This is a genomic window from Variovorax sp. M-6 (assembly GCF_052114385.1).
In the GTDB taxonomy this organism is placed as follows: domain Bacteria; phylum Pseudomonadota; class Gammaproteobacteria; order Burkholderiales; family Burkholderiaceae_C; genus Variovorax.
Genome location: NZ_JBFREQ010000038.1, coordinates 1 through 20258 on the forward strand (window position 1 = coordinate 1; position 20258 = coordinate 20258).

At 68.8% G+C, this 20258-nt stretch carries 16 protein-coding genes; 8 read left to right on the forward strand and 8 right to left on the reverse strand.

The window, feature by feature from the left end:
• The first annotated feature begins 359 nt into the window (after positions 1–359).
• Together AB4Z46_RS29940 and AB4Z46_RS29945 are read left to right on the forward strand one after the other, a co-directional pair.
• Positions 360–3647 carry an efflux RND transporter permease subunit gene (locus AB4Z46_RS29940; protein ID WP_442287195.1) on the forward strand — a complete coding sequence of 1096 codons (3288 nt, stop codon included), beginning with the start codon at positions 360–362 and terminating at the stop codon, positions 3645–3647.
• Positions 3644–5101 carry an efflux transporter outer membrane subunit gene (locus AB4Z46_RS29945; protein WP_442287196.1) on the forward strand — a complete coding sequence of 486 codons (1458 nt, stop codon included), beginning with the start codon at positions 3644–3646 and terminating at the stop codon, positions 5099–5101. The genes AB4Z46_RS29940 and AB4Z46_RS29945 overlap by 4 nt, the downstream gene beginning before the upstream one ends.
• Position 5102: 1 nt before the next feature.
• On the opposite strand, the gene AB4Z46_RS29950 is transcribed toward AB4Z46_RS29945, so the two are convergent.
• Complete coding sequence (locus AB4Z46_RS29950; protein WP_442287197.1) at positions 5103–5969, reverse strand: MurR/RpiR family transcriptional regulator; 867 nt, start codon at positions 5967–5969, stop codon at positions 5103–5105.
• Positions 5970–6091: 122 nt separating this feature from the next.
• Between AB4Z46_RS29950 and AB4Z46_RS29955 the strand changes: the two genes are divergently transcribed.
• The 5 genes from AB4Z46_RS29955 to AB4Z46_RS29975 are packed head-to-tail and all read left to right on the forward strand — an operon-like array spanning position 6092 to position 10688.
• Positions 6092–7438: an aspartate aminotransferase family protein gene (locus tag AB4Z46_RS29955; RefSeq protein WP_442287198.1), complete on the forward strand. Its 1347-nt coding sequence runs from the start codon at positions 6092–6094 to the stop codon at positions 7436–7438.
• Positions 7439–7494: 56 nt separating this feature from the next.
• A complete protein-coding gene (locus tag AB4Z46_RS29960) occupies positions 7495–8403 on the forward strand; it encodes a transporter substrate-binding domain-containing protein (RefSeq protein WP_442287199.1) in 909 nt (302 codons plus the stop codon).
• Between the two features lie 12 nt (positions 8404–8415).
• Positions 8416–9069: an aspartate/glutamate racemase family protein gene (locus tag AB4Z46_RS29965; protein ID WP_442287200.1), complete on the forward strand. Its 654-nt coding sequence runs from the start codon at positions 8416–8418 to the stop codon at positions 9067–9069.
• A 55-nt stretch (positions 9070–9124) separates the two neighbouring features.
• Entirely contained in the window at positions 9125–9805 is a 681-nt protein-coding gene (locus AB4Z46_RS29970; RefSeq protein ID WP_442287201.1) for a GNAT family N-acetyltransferase, read from the forward strand.
• A 58-nt stretch (positions 9806–9863) separates the two neighbouring features.
• Positions 9864–10688, forward strand: a complete 825-nt coding sequence (locus tag AB4Z46_RS29975; RefSeq protein WP_442287202.1) for an undecaprenyl-diphosphate phosphatase — start codon at positions 9864–9866, stop codon at positions 10686–10688.
• A gap of 169 nt (positions 10689–10857) precedes the next feature.
• Here AB4Z46_RS29975 and AB4Z46_RS29980 read toward each other — a convergent pair whose 3' ends face one another.
• The 4 genes from AB4Z46_RS29980 to mutS are packed head-to-tail and all read right to left on the reverse strand — an operon-like array spanning position 10858 to position 16520.
• Positions 10858–12147 (reverse strand): sensor histidine kinase, encoded by a 1290-nt coding sequence (locus AB4Z46_RS29980; protein ID WP_442287203.1) that lies wholly within the window; start codon positions 12145–12147, stop codon positions 10858–10860.
• Between the two features lie 13 nt (positions 12148–12160).
• Entirely contained in the window at positions 12161–13048 is an 888-nt protein-coding gene (locus tag AB4Z46_RS29985) for an alpha/beta hydrolase (protein WP_442287248.1), read from the reverse strand.
• Between the two features lie 14 nt (positions 13049–13062).
• Positions 13063–13902, reverse strand: coding sequence for a peptidase (locus AB4Z46_RS29990; protein WP_442287204.1), 840 nt, complete (start codon positions 13900–13902; stop codon positions 13063–13065).
• Between the two features lie 26 nt (positions 13903–13928).
• On the reverse strand, positions 13929–16520 hold the full coding sequence (mutS, locus tag AB4Z46_RS29995; protein ID WP_442287205.1) for a DNA mismatch repair protein MutS: 2592 nt from the start codon (positions 16518–16520) through the stop codon (positions 13929–13931).
• Positions 16521–17051: 531 nt separating this feature from the next.
• Here mutS and AB4Z46_RS30000 point away from each other — a divergent pair.
• The gene (locus AB4Z46_RS30000) at positions 17052–17801 is read left to right on the forward strand and encodes a hypothetical protein (protein WP_442287206.1); all 750 of its coding nucleotides are present in this window, start codon (positions 17052–17054) and stop codon (positions 17799–17801) included.
• A gap of 339 nt (positions 17802–18140) precedes the next feature.
• Here AB4Z46_RS30000 and AB4Z46_RS30005 read toward each other — a convergent pair whose 3' ends face one another.
• The 3 genes from AB4Z46_RS30005 to AB4Z46_RS30015 all read right to left on the reverse strand — a co-directional run bounded on the left by AB4Z46_RS30005 (position 18141) and on the right by AB4Z46_RS30015 (position 20199).
• On the reverse strand, positions 18141–18653 hold the full coding sequence (locus AB4Z46_RS30005) for a hypothetical protein (protein WP_442287207.1): 513 nt from the start codon (positions 18651–18653) through the stop codon (positions 18141–18143).
• Positions 18654–18769: 116 nt separating this feature from the next.
• On the reverse strand, positions 18770–19609 hold the full coding sequence (locus AB4Z46_RS30010; protein WP_442287208.1) for a siderophore-interacting protein: 840 nt from the start codon (positions 19607–19609) through the stop codon (positions 18770–18772).
• Between the two features lie 5 nt (positions 19610–19614).
• The gene (locus AB4Z46_RS30015) at positions 19615–20199 is read right to left on the reverse strand and encodes a PadR family transcriptional regulator (RefSeq protein ID WP_442287209.1); all 585 of its coding nucleotides are present in this window, start codon (positions 20197–20199) and stop codon (positions 19615–19617) included.
• Positions 20200–20258: the final 59 nt, after the last annotated feature.

The following is a 20258-nucleotide window of genomic DNA, read 5'->3' on the forward strand; positions in this document are numbered from 1 at the left end:
GCCCTTTTTCCGCCTGAAGCTGCGCTCCTCAGCGGCGCAGAGGGGATCGCCGGTCCCGCACCGCATGCCGGGCTTCGGGGGTGTGCGAGCCGCCCCTGCGCTTCCAGCGTTGCAATGCAACCCCAACCTGTCCACGGCGGTGGGCGGTATGCCCCGGGCCGGCCGTTGAGGCACCGCCGAGCAGCGCAGCGGTACGCGGATCAGGGCTCGCGACTGTTTGAGCCGAAGGCGAGTTTGAGCGAGACCCCGCGTACCGCGAGCAGCGCAGGGAAGCCCGAAGGGCCGGTGACGTCGGCCGGCCCGGGGTATACCGACCGCCGCCGCCCCCACTGCCACGGTGCAAAGTAAAGGGAGGCCGCATGAACCTCTCCAAGCCTTTCGTCGAGCGCCCCATCGCCACGATGCTGCTCACCATCGGCATCGCGCTGGCCGGCATCGTCGCCTTCCTCGTGCTGCCGGTCTCGCCGCTGCCCCAGGTGGACTACCCGACGATCTCGGTGCAGGCCAGCCTGGCTGGCGCGAGCCCCAGCACCATGGCCTCGAGCGTCGCCACGCCGCTGGAGCGGCGGCTCGGCATCATCCCCGGCGTCAACGAGCTGACCTCGACCAGTTCCAACGGCTCGGCGCGCGTCACGCTGCAGTTCGACCTCAGCCGCAACATCGACAGCGCCGCGCGCGAGGTGCAGGCCGCGATCAACGCCGCCCGCGCCGACCTGCCGGCCACGCTGCGCAGCAACCCGACCTATCGCAAGCGCAACCCGACCGCGGCGCCGGTCGTGATCCTGGCGCTGACCTCCAAGACCCGTACGCCGGGCCAGATCTACGAGGCGGTCTCGAACATCGTGAGCCAGCGGCTGTCGCAGGTCGAGGGCGTCGGCGAGGTCGAGATCGGCGGCGGCTCGCTGCCCGCGGTGCGGGTCGAGCTGGAGCCCTTCGCGCTCAACCGCTTCGGCATCAGCAGCGAGGACGTGCGCGCCGCGATCCAGGCCAACAACGCCAACCGGCCCAAGGGCGCGATCGAGAGCGCCGACCGCCGGCTGCAGATCTACACGCCGGCGCCGGGCCGCCATGCCTCGGAGTACCGCGACATGGTGATCGCCTGGCGCAACAACGCCGCGGTGCGCCTGGGCGACGTCGCGCGGGTGATCGACAGCGTCGAGAACACGCGCACGCTGGGGCTCTTCAACGGCGAGCCCGCGGTGATCGTGCTGGTGACGCAGGAGCCCGGCGCCAACATCATCGAGACGGTCGACGGCGTGCGCGAGCTGCTGCCCGAACTGCGCGCGCAGCTGCCGCAGGACATCGACGTCCAGGTCGCCTCGGACCGCACCAACACGATCCGCGCCTCGCTGCGCGAGATCGAGGCCACGCTGATGATCTCGGTGGTGCTGGTGGTGCTGGTGGTCGGCCTCTTCCTGCGCAAGGCGCGCGCCACCATCGTGCCGGCGGTGGCGACCGTGGTGTCGCTGCTCGGCACCTTCGGCGTCATGCACCTGCTGGGCTACAGCCTCAACAACCTGAGCCTGATGGCGCTCACGGTCGCCACCGGCTTCGTGGTCGACGACGCGATCGTGGTGCTCGAGAACACCACCCGCCACGTCGAGGCCGGCATGAACCGGGTCGAGGCGGCGCTGCGCGGCGCCCGCGAGGTCGGCTTCACGGTGCTGTCGATCAGCCTGTCGCTGGTGGCGGTGTTCATCCCGCTGCTGTTCATGGGCGGGCAGGTCGGGCGGCTGTTCCGCGAGTTCGCGGTCACGCTGTCGGCCGCGGTGCTGATCTCGCTCGTGATCTCGCTGACCACCACGCCGATGCTGTGCGCCATGCTGCTGCGCAGCGAGGCCGAGGAGGGCGGCAAGACGCCCGGGCGCCTGCGCGCCTGGTTCAGCCGGCAAGCGGAACGGGCCTGGAACGGCACGCTGCGCGCCTATGCCCACAGCCTCGACTGGGCGCTGGCGAGCAAGGGCGTCGTGATGGTGGTGCTGCTGGCGGTGATCGGGCTCAACGTCTACCTGTTCAACGCCATCCCCAAGGGCTACTTCCCGCAGCAGGACAACGGCCAGCTCAATGCCGGGCTGCGCGCCGACCAGAGCATCTCCTCGGCGGCGATCGCCGACAAGCTGCGCCAGGCGGTGGACATCATCCGCAAGGATCCGGCGGTCGATACCGTGGTCGGCTTCTCGGGCGGCGGCCGCTCGGGCGGCGGCTTCATGTTCGTGAACCTCAAGCCGCTGTCGCAGCGCAGCGAGAAGACGCAGGCGGTGATCGACCGGCTGCGCCCTCAGCTCAACCAGCTGACCGGCCTGCGCGTGTTCCTGAGCCCGGTGCAGGACCTGCGCATGGGCGGGCGCTCGAGCAACTCGAGCTACCAGTACACGCTCAAGAGCGACAACCTGGCCGACCTGCGTGCCTGGTCGACCAAGCTGGCCGACCGGCTGCGCCAGGAGACCGCGCTCACCGACGTCGACAGCGACGATGCGGACAACGGCGTCGAGACCTTCGTCGAGGTCGACCGCGACGCCGCCGCCCGGCTGGGCGTGACCTCGGCGGCGGTCGACAACGCGCTCTACAACGCCTACGGCCAACGCTCGGTGGCGACCATCTACGACGAGCTCAACCAGTACTCGGTGGTCATGGAATGGGCGCCGCGCTTCCAGCGCTCGCCGATCGTGCTGAAGGACCTGTACGTGCCCTCGACGCTGCAGACCACCACCGATGCCAGCGGCCAGTCGATCACCAGCTCGATCAAGAACACGACCGACGCCAACACCGGCACCTCGACCACGGTGTCGGCCAATCCGGCCCTGCGCACCGCCTCCACCGGCCAGCAGATCGCTACCGACACCACGCTCATGGTGCCGCTCGCGGCCTTCGCCAAGCTCAGCGAGCGGGCCGTGCCGACCTCGATCGACCACCAGGACACCGAACTCGCGAGCACGGTGTCGTTCAGCCTGGCCGATGGCGTGAGCCTGTCGGATGCCAAGCGCATCGTCGCCCAGGCCGAGGCCGACATCGCGATGCCGATCAACGTGCGCGGCAGCTTCCAGGGCACGGCGCTGGCGGCGCAGCAGTCGCAGGGGCAGCAGTGGTTTCTGATCGTCGCGGCGCTGATCGTGATCTACATCGTGCTGGGCGTGCTCTACGAGAGCCTGGTGCATCCGATCACGGTGCTGACCACGCTGCCCTCGGCCGGCGTCGGCGCGGTGCTGGCGCTGCTGCTGTTCCGCATGGAGTTCTCGATCATCGCGCTGATCGGCGTCTTCCTGCTGATCGGCATCGTCAAGAAGAACGCGATCCTGATCATCGACTTCGCGCTCGAGGCCGAGCGCTCGCGCGGGCTCAGCGCGACCGAGGCGGTGCGCGAGGCCTGCCTGCTGCGCTTCCGCCCGATCCTGATGACCACGCTGGCGGCCGCGCTCGGCGCGCTGCCGCTGGCGATCGGCTTCGGCCTGGGCTCGGAGCTGCGCCAGCCGCTGGGCGTCGCCATCATCGGCGGGCTGATCGCCAGCCAGCTGCTGACCCTGCTGACCACGCCGGTCGTCTACGTGCTGCTCGACAAGCTGCGCCGACGGCCGGCCAACGAAAAGTACCTGAGCCGCGCGGCCGAGTCCCCCCTGGCCCGCGCGCCCGACATTGCATCGCACCCATGACCGCATCGAAACGCTTTTTCCCCAGCCGACCCGTGGCACTGGCCCTGGCGGCGTTGCTCGCGGGCTGCGCCGTCGGCCCGGCCTACGAGCGGCCGCCCATGGCCGCGCCGGCGGCCTGGAAGTCGGCCCCGGCCGCCGCCGGCTGGCAGCCGGCCGCGCCGGCCGATGCCTTCGACCGCGGCGAATGGTGGAAGCTCTTCGGCGACGCCACGCTCGACGGGCTCGCCGCACGCGTGCAGGTGTCGAACCAGAACATCGCCGCCGCGGTCGCCAACTACGCGCAGGCCCAGGCGCTGGTGCGCGGCCAGCGGGCGGCGCTGTTCCCGCAGGTCACGCTCGACGGCAGCGCGCGCCGCACCGGCGGGCGCGACGTCTCGGCCAGCACCGCCACGGCCGCCGCGCTGGGCGTCGACTGGGCGCCGGACGTCTGGGGCCGCCTGCGCCAGGCGGTCGACAGTGCCCAGGCCAGTGCCCAGGCCAGCGAGGCCGACCTGGCGTCGGCGCGCCTGTCCACGGTGGGCGAACTGGCGACCAACTACTTTTCGCTGCGCGAAGCCGATGCCGAACTGCGCATCCTCGACGAAACGCTCGAGGGCTACCAGCGCAGCCTGCAGATCACGCGCAACCGCTATGCGGCCAGCATCGCGGCCCAGAGCGACGTGCTGCAGGCCGAGACGCTGTATGTCAACACCCAGGCCGAGCGCGCCGCATTGCAGCGCAACCGCGATGCGCTCGAGCACGCGATCGCGGTGCTGGTCGGCGTCGCGCCGGCCGACTTCGACCTGCCCGTGGCGGAGTGGAAGGCGACGGTACCCGGCGTGCCGGCCGAACTGCCGTCGACCCTGCTCGAGCGGCGGCCCGACATCGCTGCGGCCGAGCGGCAGGTCGCGGCGGCGAATGCCCAGATCGGCATCGCGCGCTCGGCCTACTACCCGAACTTCAACCTGAGCGGAAGCGTCAGCAGCAACGCCTCGCGCGTGGGCGATCTGTTCAACGCCTCGACCATGCTCTGGTCGCTCGGGCTCTCGGTGGCGCAGGTGGTGTTCGACGGCGGGGCGATCGGCGCCAGCGTCGATGCGGCCAAGGCCGGGCACGAAGCCTCGGTGGCGCGCTATCGCCAGACCGTGCTGGCCGCCTTCCAGAGCGTTGAAGACCAGCTCACTGCCGGCAACAGCCTGGCGCAGCAGGAGGTGCTGCGCCGCCAGGGCTCGGCCGCGGCCGACCGCACCGAGCAGCAGTTCCTCAACCGCTACCGCGCTGGCACCATCGACTACACCAGCGTGGTGGTGGCGCAGGTTTCGGCGCTCAATGGGCGGCGCGCGCTCCTGCAGGTGCAGGTCAACCGGCAGACCGCGGCCGTGGCGCTGATCCAGTCGCTGGGCGGCGGCTGGCATGCCGAGTGGATGGCGCCTTCGCCCAAGCCCCTCGCGGCGGCCACGCCGGCCAGCTCCTGAGTCAGCCGCCGCGCAGGCGCGGCGCCTGCAGGTAGGCGCCTGACTCGAACAGCTGGGTCTCGGCCCGGTCGATGCGCTTGACCACCGGCTTGCCGGCACGGCTCGCCAGCAGCTCCAGCAAGGCCTCGGTCAGTGCCGTGCCGGCGGCGATCGAGGGAAAGAACGACGGGCTCTGGATCGCGAACAGCAGCGTCTCGTCCGCCAGCAGCGACAGCGGCGAGGCCACGCTGTCGGTCAATGCGAGCACCTTGCAGCCGGCCGCCTTGGCGGCTTCGGCCACCTGCAGCGCCTCGCGCGAGTAGGGGGCGAAGCTGGCGACCAGCAGCGCATCGCCCTTGCCCAGCGCGCGCTGCTGCATCTCGAGCGAGCCGCCCTGGCCGTCGATCAACTGCACGCTGGTGCGGAACATCCGATAGACATAGACGAACGAGAAGGCGATGGGGAAGCAGGCCCTGAAGCCGGCCGCGTGCACCGTGACCGCCTTCTCCAGCAGGGCGCAGGCCTTCTGCAGCGAAGCGGCGCTCTGGCGCTGCGTGGCCTCGAGGTTGTGCCGCTGGACCTCGAACATCTCCTCGACCAGGTTGCGGTCGGCGGCACGTCCGACCAGCGTGCGGGCGCGCTCGCCGTAGGCCTCCGGACCGAGTCCCATCTCCGAGGCCACGGCTTCCTTGAACTGCGGCCAGCCCGCATAGCCCAGGTGCTGCGCGAAGCGCACCAGCGTGGCCGGGGTGCCGCCGGCGCGCGTGCCGACGGTGCGCATCGAATGCGTGACCACGTCGTTCGGATGGTCGAGCACGTACTTGGCCACCTGCTGCAGGGCAGGGCTGAGGCCGGCGTAGCGCTGGCGGAGATCGTCCTTGACGCCCATGGGATTCCTCTCGATTTGGAACGAATGTACCGGATGGAACAAAGGTGTTCCAGCATCTCTTGACGGAACAAATGTTCCAAACAATAATTCGACCGGTACATTGGTTCCAAGCTCAGAACGCCATGACGCACGTCTTCCATCGCCATCTCCGCCACACGCCCCCGGTCGCCGTTTCCGCCAGCGGCATGACGATCCGCGATGCCGCGGGCCGCGACTACCTCGACGCCTCGGGCGGCGCCGCGGTCTCGTCGCTGGGGCACGGGCATCCGGACGTGATCGCCGCGATGCACGCCCAGATCGACAAGCTGGCCTACGCCCACACCAGTTTCTTCACCACCGAAGTGGCGGAGCAGCTCGCGGACGAGCTGATCCGCACCGCGCCCGAGGGCATGAGCCATGTCTATCTGGTGAGCGGCGGGTCGGAGGCCGTGGAGTCGGCGCTCAAGATGGCGCGCCAGTATTTCGTCGAGATCGGGCAACCGCAGCGCACCCACTTCATCGCCCGCCGCCAGAGCTACCACGGCAACACGCTGGGAGCGCTGGCGGTCGGCGGCAACGCCTGGCGGCGCGAGCCCTTCGCCCCCCTCCTGGTCCCGGCCACGCACGTCTCGCCGTGCTACCCGTACCGCGAGCAACGCGACGGCGAGACCGCCGAGCAGTACGGACTGCGGCTCGCCGCCGAACTCGAGGCGGCGATCCTGGCGCAGGGCGCCGACCGCGTGATCGCCTTCGTGGCCGAGACCGTGGGCGGCGCCACCGCCGGCGTGCTGACGCCGGTGCCGGGCTATTTCAAGGCCGTGCGCGAGGTCTGCGACCGCCATGGCGTGCTGCTGATCCTCGACGAGGTGATGTGCGGCATGGGCCGCTGCGGCACGCTCTACGCCTGCGAGCAGGAGGGCGTGGTGCCCGACCTCGTCACGGTCGCCAAGGGGCTCGGCGGCGGCTACCAGCCGATCGGTGCGGTGCTCGCACAGCGCCGCATCGTCGAGGCGATGTCGCAGGGCAGCGGCTTCTTCCAGCACGGCCATACCTACCTCGGCCATCCGGTGGCCTGCGCGGCCGCGCTCGCGGTGCAACAGGTGATCCGGCGCGACGGCCTGCTGGCCAAGGTGCGCGACGACGGCGAAGTTTTCGGCGCGATGCTGCGCCAGGCGCTCGGCAGCCATCCGCACGTGGGCGACATCCGTGGCCGCGGCTTCTTCTGGGGCGTCGAGCTGGTGGCCGAACGGGCCACCAAGGCGCCGTTCCCGCCCGGCCTGCGGCTGCACGCCTGGGTCAAGAAGGAGGCGATGGCGCGGGGCCTGTTGTGCTACCCCTTCGGCGGCACGGTCGACGGCCGGCAGGGCGACCACGTGCTGCTGGCCCCGCCCTTCGTCGCCACGCGGCAGGACCTGCAGGAGATCGCAGCCCGGCTGGCCTCTGCGATCGACTCCGTCACGCGCGCGGTCGATGCACCACGGGCGCGTTGACGCGCCCACCGAATTTCCCCGTTCCCGTTCTTCAACCTGTTCCCAGGAGCTGCGCCATGGCCTTCCTTCGTCCGTCCATCCTTGCCGGCGCCGCGCTGGCTGCCGCCTGTGCGCTGGTTCCGCTCACGTCCGTGCAGGCCCAGGAGGGCGGCACGTTGGCCAAGATCAAGGCCAGCGGCGCGGTCACCTTCGGCTACCGCGAGTCGTCCTTCGGCTTCTCCTACCTCGACAGCAACCTGAAGCCGGTCGGCTATAGCATCGACATCTGCAACCGCATCGTCGAGGCCGTGAAGACCGAGCTGAAGATGCCGGCCATCGAGATCCGCTACCAGGCCGTGACCTCGGCCAACCGCATTCCGCTGGTGGCCAACGGCACGGTCGACATCGAGTGCGGCTCGACCACCAACCTGGTCGAGCGGCAGAAGCAGGTGGCGTTTTCGCCGGACATCTTCCGCTACAACGTGCGCATGCTGGTCAAGGCCGATTCCGGGATCCGGAGCATCGCCGACCTGCAGGGCAAGACGGTGGTGACGACCACCGGCACGACCTCGTTCCGGCTGCTGCGCGAGGCCGACAAGGGCAAGAACCTCGAAGTCGTCAACGTCGCGGCCAAGGACCATACCGAGTCCTTCCTGCTGGTCGAGAACGGCCGCGCCCAGGCCTTCGTGCTCGACGACATCCTGCTGGCGGGCCAGATCGCCAATGCACGCAACCCGAAGGAGTTCCTGATCACCGGCGAGAGCCTGCGCACCGAAAACCAGTCGCTGATGCTGCGCAAGGACGACCCCGAGTTCAAGGCGCTGGTGGACCGCGTGGTCGGCGGCATGATGAAATCGGGCGAGATGGACAAGCTCTACAACCGCTGGTTCATGTCGCCCATCCCGCCGAAGAACATCAACATCAACTACCCGCTCAATGCCGAGACGAAAGACGCGTTCGCGAATCCTTCGTCGAAGGGCATCTGATCACCCTTGACCATGACCCGCATTGCCCTCATCCACGCCTTGGCGCATTCGGTCGCTCCGATCAACGAGGCGATGGCGCGCGACTGGCCCGAAGCCGTTCGCATGAACCTGCTGGACGACAGCCTGTCGGCCGATCTCGCACGCGGCGGGCGAGGGCTCGACGAGGCGATGCACGAGCGCTTCCAGCGCCTCGCCCAGTACGCCGTCGATGCCGGGGCGCAGGGCGTTCTCTTCACCTGCTCGGCCTTCGGCCCCTGCATCGAGGCGGTGGCGCGGCGGCATGCGGGCGTTCCCGTGCTCAAGCCCAACGAGGCGATGGTGGCCGAGGCGGCGGCCGGGACCGGCAAGCTGGGGTTGATCGCCACGTTCCAGCCCACGCTGGAATCGATGCCGCCCGAGTTTCCCGAAGGCGTCGAGCTCGAACTCGCGCTGGCCGAGGGGGCGCTCGATGCGCTGAATCGCGGTGACGCGCAGGCGCACGACGAGCGCATTGCCGGCGCGGCCCGGGCCTTGCGCGAGCGTGGCTGCACGCGCATCGCGCTGACCCAGTTCAGCATGGCACGCGCCCGGGCCGCCTGCGAGGCCGCGTCGGGGCTGGAGGTGCTGACCACGGTCGACAGTGCGGTGCGGGCTTTGCGGCGCGCCCTTTCCGAGTCAAAGAAATAGAGGGCGCGCTCGAGCGCGTGCCGCGGCGAGTCGAGCAGGTAGGATCGAATCCACGATGCACCATCTCCTCGACAACATCGCCTGGAACACCCTCTCGGGCCCTCATGCGAAGTACGCCACGGGCACCGACCGGGCGCGCCGATACGCCCCCGGCTTTTCTCCGATCGTCGGCTTCGCGAATGCCGAACACCCGGATCTCGATGCGCTGACGCCGTACTGCGAGCCGGGCGATCATTTCTATTGCATGGACTGGTCGGGCGCGGCTCCCGCGGGCTGGCGGATCGACCTGGATTCGACCATGTTCAGGATGGTATGGGCGGGGGGCTCGATGCCCGACGACGACGAGGCCTTCGACGCCCTTGCGTTGCGGCCGGAGCACGCGGCGCAAGCGGTCGCGCTGGCCGCGCTGACCCGTCCCGGCCCTTTCGGTCCGAGGACCCCCGAGCTCGGCGACTACTTCGGCTGCTTCGAAGGGGACCGCCTGATCGCCATGGCGGGCGAGCGCATGTGCGCCGGCGCGCTGCGCGAGATCAGCGGCGTGTGCACGCATCCCGACTTCCAGGGCCGAGGCCTCGCGCGCCGGCTGGCCGCGAAGCTGATTCGCCGCCAGCTGCAGCGCGGAGAAACGCCGTTCCTGCACGTCATGCGGGACAACGAGAGCGCCCACCGGCTCTACGCCCGGATGGGTTTCCGCGACCATCGCGAGGCGGTCGTTCGCGTGATTTCGCAGTGCTGAGCTGAACGGATCCTGACCGCGGCCATCGCGATAATCGACGCTCTTTCAAGGAGTGCGCGTGGATATCGTATTGCTGGCCAAGGCCGCCGTCATGGGCATCGTCGAGGGCCTGACTGAATTTCTTCCCATCTCGTCGACCGGCCACCTGATCCTCGCGGGGTCGTTGCTCGGTTTCGACGACGACAAGGCCAAGGTCTTCGACATCGCGATCCAGACCGGCGCGATCTTCGCGGTCATCCTGGTCTACTGGCAGAAGATCCACTCGACCATCGTCGCGCTGCCGCGCCAGCCCAAGGCGCGGCGCTTCGCGCTCAATGTGCTGATCGGCTTCCTGCCGGCGGTGGTGCTGGGCCTGCTGTTCGGCAAGGCGATCAAGGCGCACCTTTTCACGCCGACCGTGGTGGCCAGCACTTTCATCATCGGCGGCTTCATCATCCTGTGGGCCGAGAAGCGGCCGCCGGGCTCGGTGCGCGTCGAGCATGTGGACGACATGACGCCGTGGGACGCGCTCAAGGTCGGCCTGGTGCAGTGTTTCGCGATGATCCCGGGGACCAGCCGCAGCGGCTCGACCATCATCGGCGGCATGCTGCTGGGACTGTCGCGCAAGGCGGCGACCGATTTCTCCTTCTTTCTCGCGATCCCGACCCTGATCGGCGCCGGCGTCTACAGCCTCTACAAGGAGCGCGCGCTGCTGTCGGTGGCCGACATCCCGCTGTTCGCGGTCGGCCTGGTGTTCTCGTTCCTGAGCGCCTGGCTCTGCGTACGCTGGCTGCTGCGCTACATCAGCACCCACGACTTCGTGCCGTTCGCCTGGTACCGGATCGCCTTCGGCATCGTGGTCCTGGCGACCGCATGGAGCGGCCTGGTGGTCTGGGCAGAATAAGGGGAAACACCCCCGAAGCGCCTGCGGCGCCTCCCCCTCAAGGGGGCGATACCAGCGGCCCGGCAAAGCCGGTTCCGCGGTATCCCTGGTATCGGGTTGCGCCGGTTTCACGTGTCGCAGGTCACGCGACAGCGTGGTAGGCCACTCATATGAGTGCTCCCCCGCTCACTCACTTCGAGTCGTCGCTGCCGCCTTGCCCCTGAAGGCCGAGCCGTAGCGCTACGCGGGTGTCGCCCGGCGCCGAGTGCAGCTCCAGCTCGGCGCCCAGGCGACGGGCGCGCGTGCGCATGCTGCGCAGGCCCGTGCCGTGGGTCCGGCCGACAGCGTCCATGGCAAAGCCGCGGCCGTCGTCGCGCACGGTGACGAGCAGTTCGCCGCCATCGTGCTGCAAGGCGATGTCGACGTGGCGCGCGCGGCTGTGCTTGAGCGCGTTGGTCAACGCTTCCAGCAGGAAGCGCAGGACATCGAGGTTCTGCGAAGGCGTGAGTTCGAGCGTCGCGATGTTCGACAGTTGCCAGCGGCACTCGATGCCGTTGGCTTCCAGCACTTGCGTCATGCGATGGCGCAGCGGCGCGAGCATGTCGGCGAGCGCCCGCTCGTCGTCGCGCTGCACCGAGGCGTCGATGATGAGTCGGAGGTCTTCCTGCAGGCTCTTCAGCATGTGCAGCAACTGGCGAGCCGACAGCTTGTCGGGATCCTGTTCGAGCGTCGCGATGCTGCCCACGAGCATGCCGCCCAGCCCGTCGTGCAGATCGCTGACGAGGTTCACGCGTTCCCCGATGCGTGCATGCGTCACCTGCAGCCGATGCTGTTCCTCGAGCGTTGCCCTCAACGCCGTCTTCGCGGCATCCACGACCAGCGTGGACGCCACGGCGAGGCCCAGGATCTGCAGGTCGCGGCGCACGAAGCGCTCGCGTTCGTAGAGCGTTCGCACGGCCGCCGGGTCACCGAGCGTGAAGGGCCCCAGGCCCGGCTGGTAGGCGGCGATGCCCGACACGCGCACCAGCAGCGTGTTGCGGCCGGGCCTCAGCAGCGGCGGCGCCAGCAGCCAGTGGCGCGGCGTGTTCCACGAACGGGTGAGCGGCTCGACGAGTTGGGCGTCGCGGCTGATCGGCGTGCCGTTCAAGTAGACCGCTCCAGCCATGGCGAGATAGCGAAGCATGAGACCGGTGGGTTGCGGCGGCGTCGCCTGCTCCCAGGTCACGCGATACCAGACGACGCCGTCGAAGTCCGGCCATCGCACGTCCCAGTTGTCGGGCAGGCGGACCGGCGTCCAGCCGCTGGCCGGCGGAGCTTCGTCATTCCAGGCGCCGCGCGCGGCTTCGGCTTCGATCAGTTGCACGGGCGAGGCGGCGTCGGAGGCCCGCGCAAGTTCTTGCGTGGCCAGGCCCATGAAGATGCACAGGCACGCGCCGATCAATGCCGCACGCCAGGTCCGGCGGATCGGCGGTCGGTTCACGGCGCGCGGAACGTCAGCCCAGCAGGTTGCGCAGCGAGGCTTCCACCGCGGCCGCGGTGGCGATCGGCTTCTCCATCGGGAACAGGTGGGTGCCGTCGAGCATCATGATGCGGCCCTTGGTGACCAGCTGGGTCATCGCCATGCCGACCTTTCGCATCTCGACCGACTGGCGCCCGCCGACGAATGCCGCGGGGCATTTCAGGGGATGGGCGCGCAGCAGGGCGCCCAGGTTGTGCGGGATGGTTTCGTAGATCGCGGTCTCGACGTCGCGGTCGAAGCTCAAGGCGCGCGAATTGGCCCCCACGCTCGGCACCGACGTGTCCTTGCTGCCCCCCGAGGGGGCCCTCGCGCCTTGGGGCGGCCCGGCGTCGCTCGCATCGTCGACGTCGAAGGTGCCGTGCTCGATGTAGTCGCGCAGCACGCGCTGGTCCCATTTCGCGAACGCCTTCTTGGTGCGGAAGTGCTCGAACACGGCCTCGCGGTGCTCCCAGGTGTTGCGGCGCTTGCGGCTCACCGTGCCGGGCGACACGCTTTTCATCAGCGGCGTGCGCTTGATGAGATTGATGGTGCCGGCGCGCCAGCCGCCGATCAGCGGCGAGTCGAGCAGCACGACGCCGCGGGCGAGCTTGGGGTGGCGCGCGGCACACATCAGGCTCAGGAAGCCGCCGAGCGAATGGCCGACCAGCAACACCGGCGAGCCCGCGCGTTCGGCCCGTTCCTGCGCGAAGTCGGCGAGTTGCTGCACCAGGTGCGGCCAGTTGTCGGTGACCGGATACTTCGGGTCGTGGCCGAATTTCTCGAGCGCATCGATGTCGAAGCCGCGATTGCGCAGGCTGTCGAGCATCACGCGGTAGGTGCTCGCGGGAAAGCTGTTCCCGTGCGAGAAGATGACTGGCGGCATACCCATCGCGGCGCTCAGATCAGCTTCTCTTCGGGGGTCGTGATCTTGCGCAGCGGGCTGTGCCGCGTCGCCGGCATCTTCAGCGGATGCTCGGTGTAGGCATCGTCCCAGACCGGGTCCTCGATGCTGTCGAACACCTCGCGCAGCTTCTGGCCCCAGCTGTTGTGCATCATCCGGTAGTAGGGGTTGTCGGCGTCGATGCAGACCACCTTGTCGGTGCGCAGGCTGTTGGCCTCGTACACCACGAGGTCGAGCGGCAGGCCGACCGAGAGATTCGACTTCATGGTCGAATCCATCGACACCAGCGCGCACTTGGCGGCTTCGTCGAGCGGGGTCTCGGGCGTCAGGACGCGGTCGAGCACCGGCTTGCCGTACTTCGACTCGCCGACCTGGAAGTAGGGCGTCTCGGTGGTCGCCTCGATGAAGTTGCCGGCCGCATAGACCAGGAACAGGCGCATGCCCTCGCCCTTGACCTGGCCGCCGAACACGAAGGAGACGTTGAAGTCCAGTCCGGCGTGCTTGAGCGCCTCGGCATCGCGGTCGTAGACGTGGCGCACCGCCGAGCCCAGTACGCGCGCAGCGTCGAACATGCTCTTCGCGTTCCAGATGGTGATCGGCGGGCTCTCCTCGCCGCTCTCCTTGACCTCGCGCAGTTCCTCGATCTGCAGGATCTCGCGCACCGACTGCGAGATGCTCAGGTTGCCGGCCGACAGCAGCACCATGACGCGGTCGCCCGGCTGCTCGTAGACGATCATCTTGCGGAAGGTGCTGATGTGGTCCACGCCCGCATTGGTGCGTGAATCGGACAGGAACACCAGTCCGGCGTTGAGTTTGATGCCGACGCAGTAGGTCATGAGGTCTTCTTGCACGAATCGGACCATCAGCCGATGTCGCGCGCCTGGAGTTTCTTCAGTGTGTAGAGCGCTTCGAGCGCGTCGCGGGGGCTCATCGCGTCAGGATCGAGCGCGCTCAGCGCGGATTCTACGGCGCTGGCCAGCGGCGTCTCGGCCGCTGGCGGCGGCGCGAACAGGTCGACCTGGGCGCGTGTCTTCGTCTGCTGGGACTCCAGCGCCTCGAGCGCCTGCCGGGCGTGGTTGACCACGGCCGCCGGCATGCCGGCCAGCCGCGCCACCTGGATGCCGTAGCTCTTGCTCGCCGGGCCGGGCTGCATCTCGTGCAGGAACACGATGTCGCGACCGGCTTCGGTCGCGCTCACGTGCATGTTGACCGCGCCATGGTGCGTCGCCGGGAATTCGGTGAGCTCGAAATAGTGGGTGGCGAAGAGGGTGAAGGCGCGGGTGCGGTCGTGCAGCTGGGCCGCGATGCCGGCCGCCAGCGCCAGGCCGTCGAAGGTGCTGGTGCCGCGGCCGATCTCGTCCATCAGCACCAGCGAGTGGGCCGTGGCGCCGTGCAGGATCTGCGCCGCCTCGGTCATCTCGAGCATGAAGGTCGATTGCGCGTTGGCCAGGTCGTCGGCCGCGCCGATCCGGGTATGGATGGCGTCGATGGGCCCGAGCCGGCAGCTCGCGGCCGGCACGTGCGAGCCGATGGAAGCCAGCAGCACGATGATCGCGACCTGCCGCATGTAGGTCGACTTGCCGCCCATGTTGGGACCGGTGATCACCTGCATGCGCTGCTGCGGCCCGAGCCGGGTGTCGTTCGCGATGAAGGCGCCCGCCGATTTTTCGGCGAGGCGCGCCTCGACCACTGGATGGCGGCCCTGGTCGATCTCGATGCAGGGATGGGCGACGAAGCTCGGCGCCCGCCAGTGCAGCGTGTGCGAGCGCTCGGCCAGCGCGCACAGGGCATCCAGCGCGGCCAATGCCGCGGCCAGCCGGGTCAGGGCCGCCACCGAGGGCTGGAGGGCATCGAGCAACTGCTCGTAGAGCCACTTCTCGCGCGCCAGGGCGCGATCCTGTGCCGACAGCGCCTTGTCCTCGAAGGCCTTGAGCTCGGGCGTGATGAAACGCTCGGCGTTCTTCAGCGTCTGGCGGCGGCGGTAGTTGTCGGGCACCTTGGCCAGCGCGCTCTGCGTGACCTCGATGTAGAAGCCGTGCACGCGGTTGAACTGCACCCGCAGGTTGCTGATGCCGGTGCGCTCGCGCTCGCTGGCTTCGAGCTTCAGCAGGAAGTCGTCGCAGTTCTCGCTGATCGCGCGCAGCTCGTCCAGTTCGGCGTCGTGGCCGCCGGCGATGACACCGCCGTCGCGCACCAGGGCCGAGGGTTCGGGATGGACCGCGGCCACCAGCAGCTCCACGCAGCCGGCCGGCGGCGCGAGCCGGCCGGCGATCTCGGCCAGCAGGGGCGCCGAGCCGGGCAATGCGGGTGCCAGGTGCTCGGCCTTGGCCAGCGCCATCCGCAGCGCCACCAGTTCGCGCGGGCGCACCTGCCCGAGGGCGATACGCGCCGCGATGCGCTCGACGTCGCTGGTGTTCCTGAGCTGCTCGCGCAGCGTGCGCCAGGGCGAGGAGGTGCCGCCGGGTGCGGTGGCCTGGAGCGCCTCGATGGCTTCGAGCCGGGCCTGGGCGTCGCCGCGGTCGCGCCGCGGCGCCAGCAGCCAGCGCTTGAGTCGCCGGCTGCCCATCCCGGTCATGCAGGTGTCGATGAGCGAGAAGAGCGTCGGCGATTCCTCGCCGCGCAGGGTCTGGACCAGCTCGAGGTTGCGCCGGGTGGTCGGCGGCAGCTCGATCAGCTCGCCGTCGCGCTCGACCGCGAGCCGCTGCACGTGCGACAGCGCGCGGCCCTGGGTGTGCTCGGCGTAGCCCAGCAGCGCGGCGGCGGCGGCATGCGCGTTGGCCAGCCCTTCGGCATTCCAGGCGGCCAGGTTGGCGCTGCCCATCTGCGCGCACAACTTGCGCTCGCCCAGGCCACCGTCGAACTGCCAGGCCGGCCGCACCGAGAGCGTGAAGGGCGTGGCGCCGCGGGCGGCCTTCAGCCGCTGTTCGAAGCCTGGCGTGACTTCGGCGCTGTACAGCAGCTCGCTGGGCGCGATGCGGGCGATCCAGGCTTCGAGCGCGTCGGCCGGGCATTCGGCCAGCCGCAGTTCGGCGCCGGTGACGCTGAGCCAGGCGAGCCCGCAGAAGTTGCGCGAGCCGGCATGCACCGCCAGCAGCAGGGATTCGCTCTTGTCGTTGAGCAGCTCGGCGTCGGTCAGCGTGCCGGGCGTCACCACCCGCACCACCTTGCGCTCGACCGGCCCCTTGGCCGCGCCGACCTCGCCGACCTGCTCGCAGATCGCGACCGATTCGCCGAGCTTGATCAGCCGTGCGAGGTAGGTGTCGACCGAATGAAAGGGCACGCCGCACATGACGACCGGCTGGCCGGCCGACTGGCCGCGCTGGGTCAGCGTGATGTCGAGCAGGCGCGCGGCTTTCTCGGCATCGCCGTAGAACAGCTCGTAGAAGTCGCCCATCCGGTAGAACAGCAGGGTGTCCGGGTGGTCCGCCTTGAGGCCCAGGTATTGGGTCATCATGGGCGTGTGACCGGAAAGCGTGGCTTTCGCAGAACCTCGATCCGCAAGGCTTTTCTCAACTATCCCTTTGATTTCATTGGGATTTTCACGATCGACTTCTAGTTGCTTCAACGTACTGGGACCTAACGAAAGGTAGCTGCACTTGCGGCGCAAGCGTAGGTTTTGGCCTTGAAAATTGCGCCGGACGGCGCAACGGCTTGTCGGGAAACCTACGCTGCGCGGCCGGGCCACTTCTGTGCACTTCGACGCCCGGGATGCAAAGCTCCTGCAGCCCGGGCCAGCACATTATGGTGGACGGTTGCCTGGGGATTGGGCTCGGAAAAGCGCGCGCAGTTCGCCATGCGGCACGACGGCATGATCGCCTGCATCGCCTTGACACGGACGGGAGCCTCGGGCCAGGCGGATGGAAAGAGGACGGTGGTCCAGATCCCTCCCGATTTCGCACAGGCGCGACGAAAAATCTTACGGCCTGTAACAATCAAGAGAACTATGTGTTTAAATGTTTAGAGGAGTAGGACCCTCGGAGAAGACATGAGATTGATCGCGATCGTTTTCGTCGCGCTGCTGGTTTCGGCTTGCAGCACGCCCCCGAATGGCATCGGCGGCTACATGGTGAAGAACTGCAAGGACCGGCCGGCAACGGGGCCAGGCTCGGGTTGCGGCTCCGACTACGTGCCTGCTGTAGAGCCCACGACTGTGGCGCCAGAGACGTACGCCGCGAGCGTGACGAAGTGTCAACGATGGGCTCGGGAACTGCCGTTCCCCGGCGAGCCGGAACACGATGCCGCTTTGGCGACCATCGCCTTTGGTGCCGGGTGGGCCATCGGCGTCGGACCGATGGCGCTTGCCGCGCAGGTGGCAGCCGTTGGCGTCGGAACGACAGGGCACATTGCCATGCATCGCTGGGTTCACGATTCGCAGACGCAAGCCTGGTTCGAAAGCCAGGAAACCCTCATGATGAACTGCATGACGCGGGACGGCTACGTCAACATCGACCCCTCCGTCAAGCTCACGTGGGCGAAGCCCAACGCGCAGGCCGTAGAGGTGAGGGCGACTGGGCGCGACACCTACAACGCGGAGAAGTTCGCAAAGGCAGCAAGCTGCAGCGCTACGCCTCTGGCGGCCCTTGTTCAGCGCGGACCGGGTTTCGAGACCTACTCGGTCCCGTGCTCGGGCGGGCAGACTTTGACAGTCCGTTGCGAGTTCGGGAACTGCCGCGATACGCAGCCGATTGTGGCGACCAATGACAAGGCTCCAAGCCGCGTGAGCAAGGCGAATTGATCTCGGACGGAAGTGTCGGACGACAACAAGCCCGCGTCTGAAAGGGGCCGCGTTCAGTCAGGCGGGGCGTTTCACGACCCGAAACCGAGTGCCTTTTTTGGAGGCACCGCGTTGCAGGCCCCGCCAGGCAACGATCCCGGCTGAAGCCAGTACGGTTCTCCACAGCGTTGTCCCCATAAATCAGGGAAAACCCTGGGCAAGCTCGAGCGCAGGCGGCGCATGCAAGCCGCTGTGCGGATTCCTACGCTTCCACGCGACCTTTCAACGCCTCGCGACCCTTCTGCGTGATGGCCAGGACCTGGGCTGGTTTCTGGCTGGATTCGCCGTCATGCCGGACGCTCAGACCTGGCCGCGGCGCCGGCGGGCGACACGCACCGCGTCGACCCAGGTGTCGATGTTGAAACGCTGGCCCGAATCCGCGATGCGCGCCGACGTGATGCGATGCAGGTGCAGCCGTCGGGCATCGCCGGGCAGTTCGCCGTGGCCGACGATCATTTTCTTTTGCAGGTCCAGATGATCGACCTGCAGCGTGCACTCGACCTTCCGGTCGTGGGCGTCGACGTAGCGGACCCGGATCCGGGGCGTCTCGTCGACGATCGCATGTTCACCCTTGCCCTGGATGAACCATTCGGGAAGGGTGTCGGGCACCGAGTCGTCCGAGGGGCCGATCCCGCCGCGCACGGTCGGAATCTCCAGCGGCACGTGGCCCGATCGCACCCGCGCGGCTTCGATGCGGCGTTCCGCCTCGCGGCGCACCGCGACCCGGCGCCAGGCCCACATCACGCCGAACAGCAACAGCACGCCTCCCAGCGTGGCAATCAAGAACTGCCATTGCGCCAGTCCGATGCTCATGGCCTGCCTCCTTGGCGCTCTCGCCTTCTACTGCCTCAAAGGCGGAATTCTCGGCAGCTGACCGGTGAGTGTCAAACGGCCGCGTGGCATACGGCGTTCAGGGGGGGCGAGGGGGCTCAGTCCTCGTGGGTGTCGTGCGTGGCGATCGCGCCGCGGCGCCAGTAGCCGGAGGCCTTGACCCACTTCGGATGGGCGCCGCGCTCGGCCACCAGGTGGGCTCGAATCGACTTGGCGGCAACGGACTCGCAGGCCACCCAGGCGTGGAAATCGCCCTGGGGAAGCGCCAGCTGGCGCAGGGCGTCGAGCAGCGCGGTGCCTGCGCCCGGCTCGGCCCCGTGACGGTGCACCCACCGAAGGCTGAGCGACGCTTTCGTGTCGAAGGCGATTTCGTCGGCTTCGCTGTCGACTTCCGCCAGCACCACGGCGCGGGCGCCGGGCGGCAGTTCGGCCAGGCGGCGGTAGATCGCGGGCAGGGCCGTGTCGTCGCCGATCAGCAGGTGCCAGTCGAAGGCGGTCGGGATGAGGAAGGAGCCGCGCGGGCCGCCGACACCGACCACGTCGCCGGGACGGGCCGCTTCGGCCCATTGGGTCGCCGGACCGGCGTCGTGCAGCGCGAAGTCGATCTCGAGCGTGCCGGCCACCGGGTCGTGGCGGCGCGGCGTGTAGTCGCGCATGGTGGGCTTCGGGCCGGCCGGCCAGACCGGGCCTTCGGGTCCGACCGTCGGCACGGTGAGCCGCCCGGTCGCCGTGTCGGGGAAGAAGAGCTTCGCGTGGTCGTCGAAGCCGGGGCTGGTGAAGCCCGCCAGTTCGTCGCCGCCGAGCGTGATGCGGATCAGGTGCGGCGTGAGGCGTTGCACGGTCTGCACCTGCAGCTTGCGAAACCGCAGGTCGTGGCGCACGCGGCGCGGCAGGCGGTCGGGGGAGGAGGGTGTGGCGGAGGAAGAGGTTTCGGTCATGTGATTCAGATGCGTTCCAACTGTTGGGCGGCGCTGTCGAGCACCGCGGCGAATTCGTGGGCTTGTTGTTCGGTGAGCGGGGCGCCGGCGAGGCGCAGGCGCATCGCGAGCTTGAGGTTCTCGATGGCGCGGACCACCTGCGGCGGCCGGCCGGCGCGCGGTCCGGCGCCGTCGACGCCGCCGTCCATGCGGGCCATCATCTCGTCGGTGGTCGCCCGGTTGGCGGCGAGGAAATCCAGCCCGCCGGCGGTGATGCTGTAGCGCTTGCGCCCGCCGCCGTCGGCCGCGTCGACGCTGACGTAGCCCAGTTCCTCGAGCAGCGTGAGCGTGGGGTAGACGATGCCCGGGCTCGGGCTGTAGCGGCCGCCGAGGCGCTCCTCGATGGCCTTGATCAGTTCGTAGCCGTGGCTCGGCTTGTGGGCGATGAGCTGCAGCAGCACGAAGCGCAGCCCGCCATGGCCGAAGACCCGGCCCCCGCCGCCGCCGCGGCTGCCGCCGCGGTGGGGATCGCCATCGGCACGCCCGCCGCCGAGGCCGTCGGGATGTTCACCGTGCCGACTGCCGTGTAAAAAGCCCTTGAAAGGTCGCATGATCGTCCTCGATGCCATTATCTGATTGATTAAAGATATATCTAAATAGAGTCGGAGTC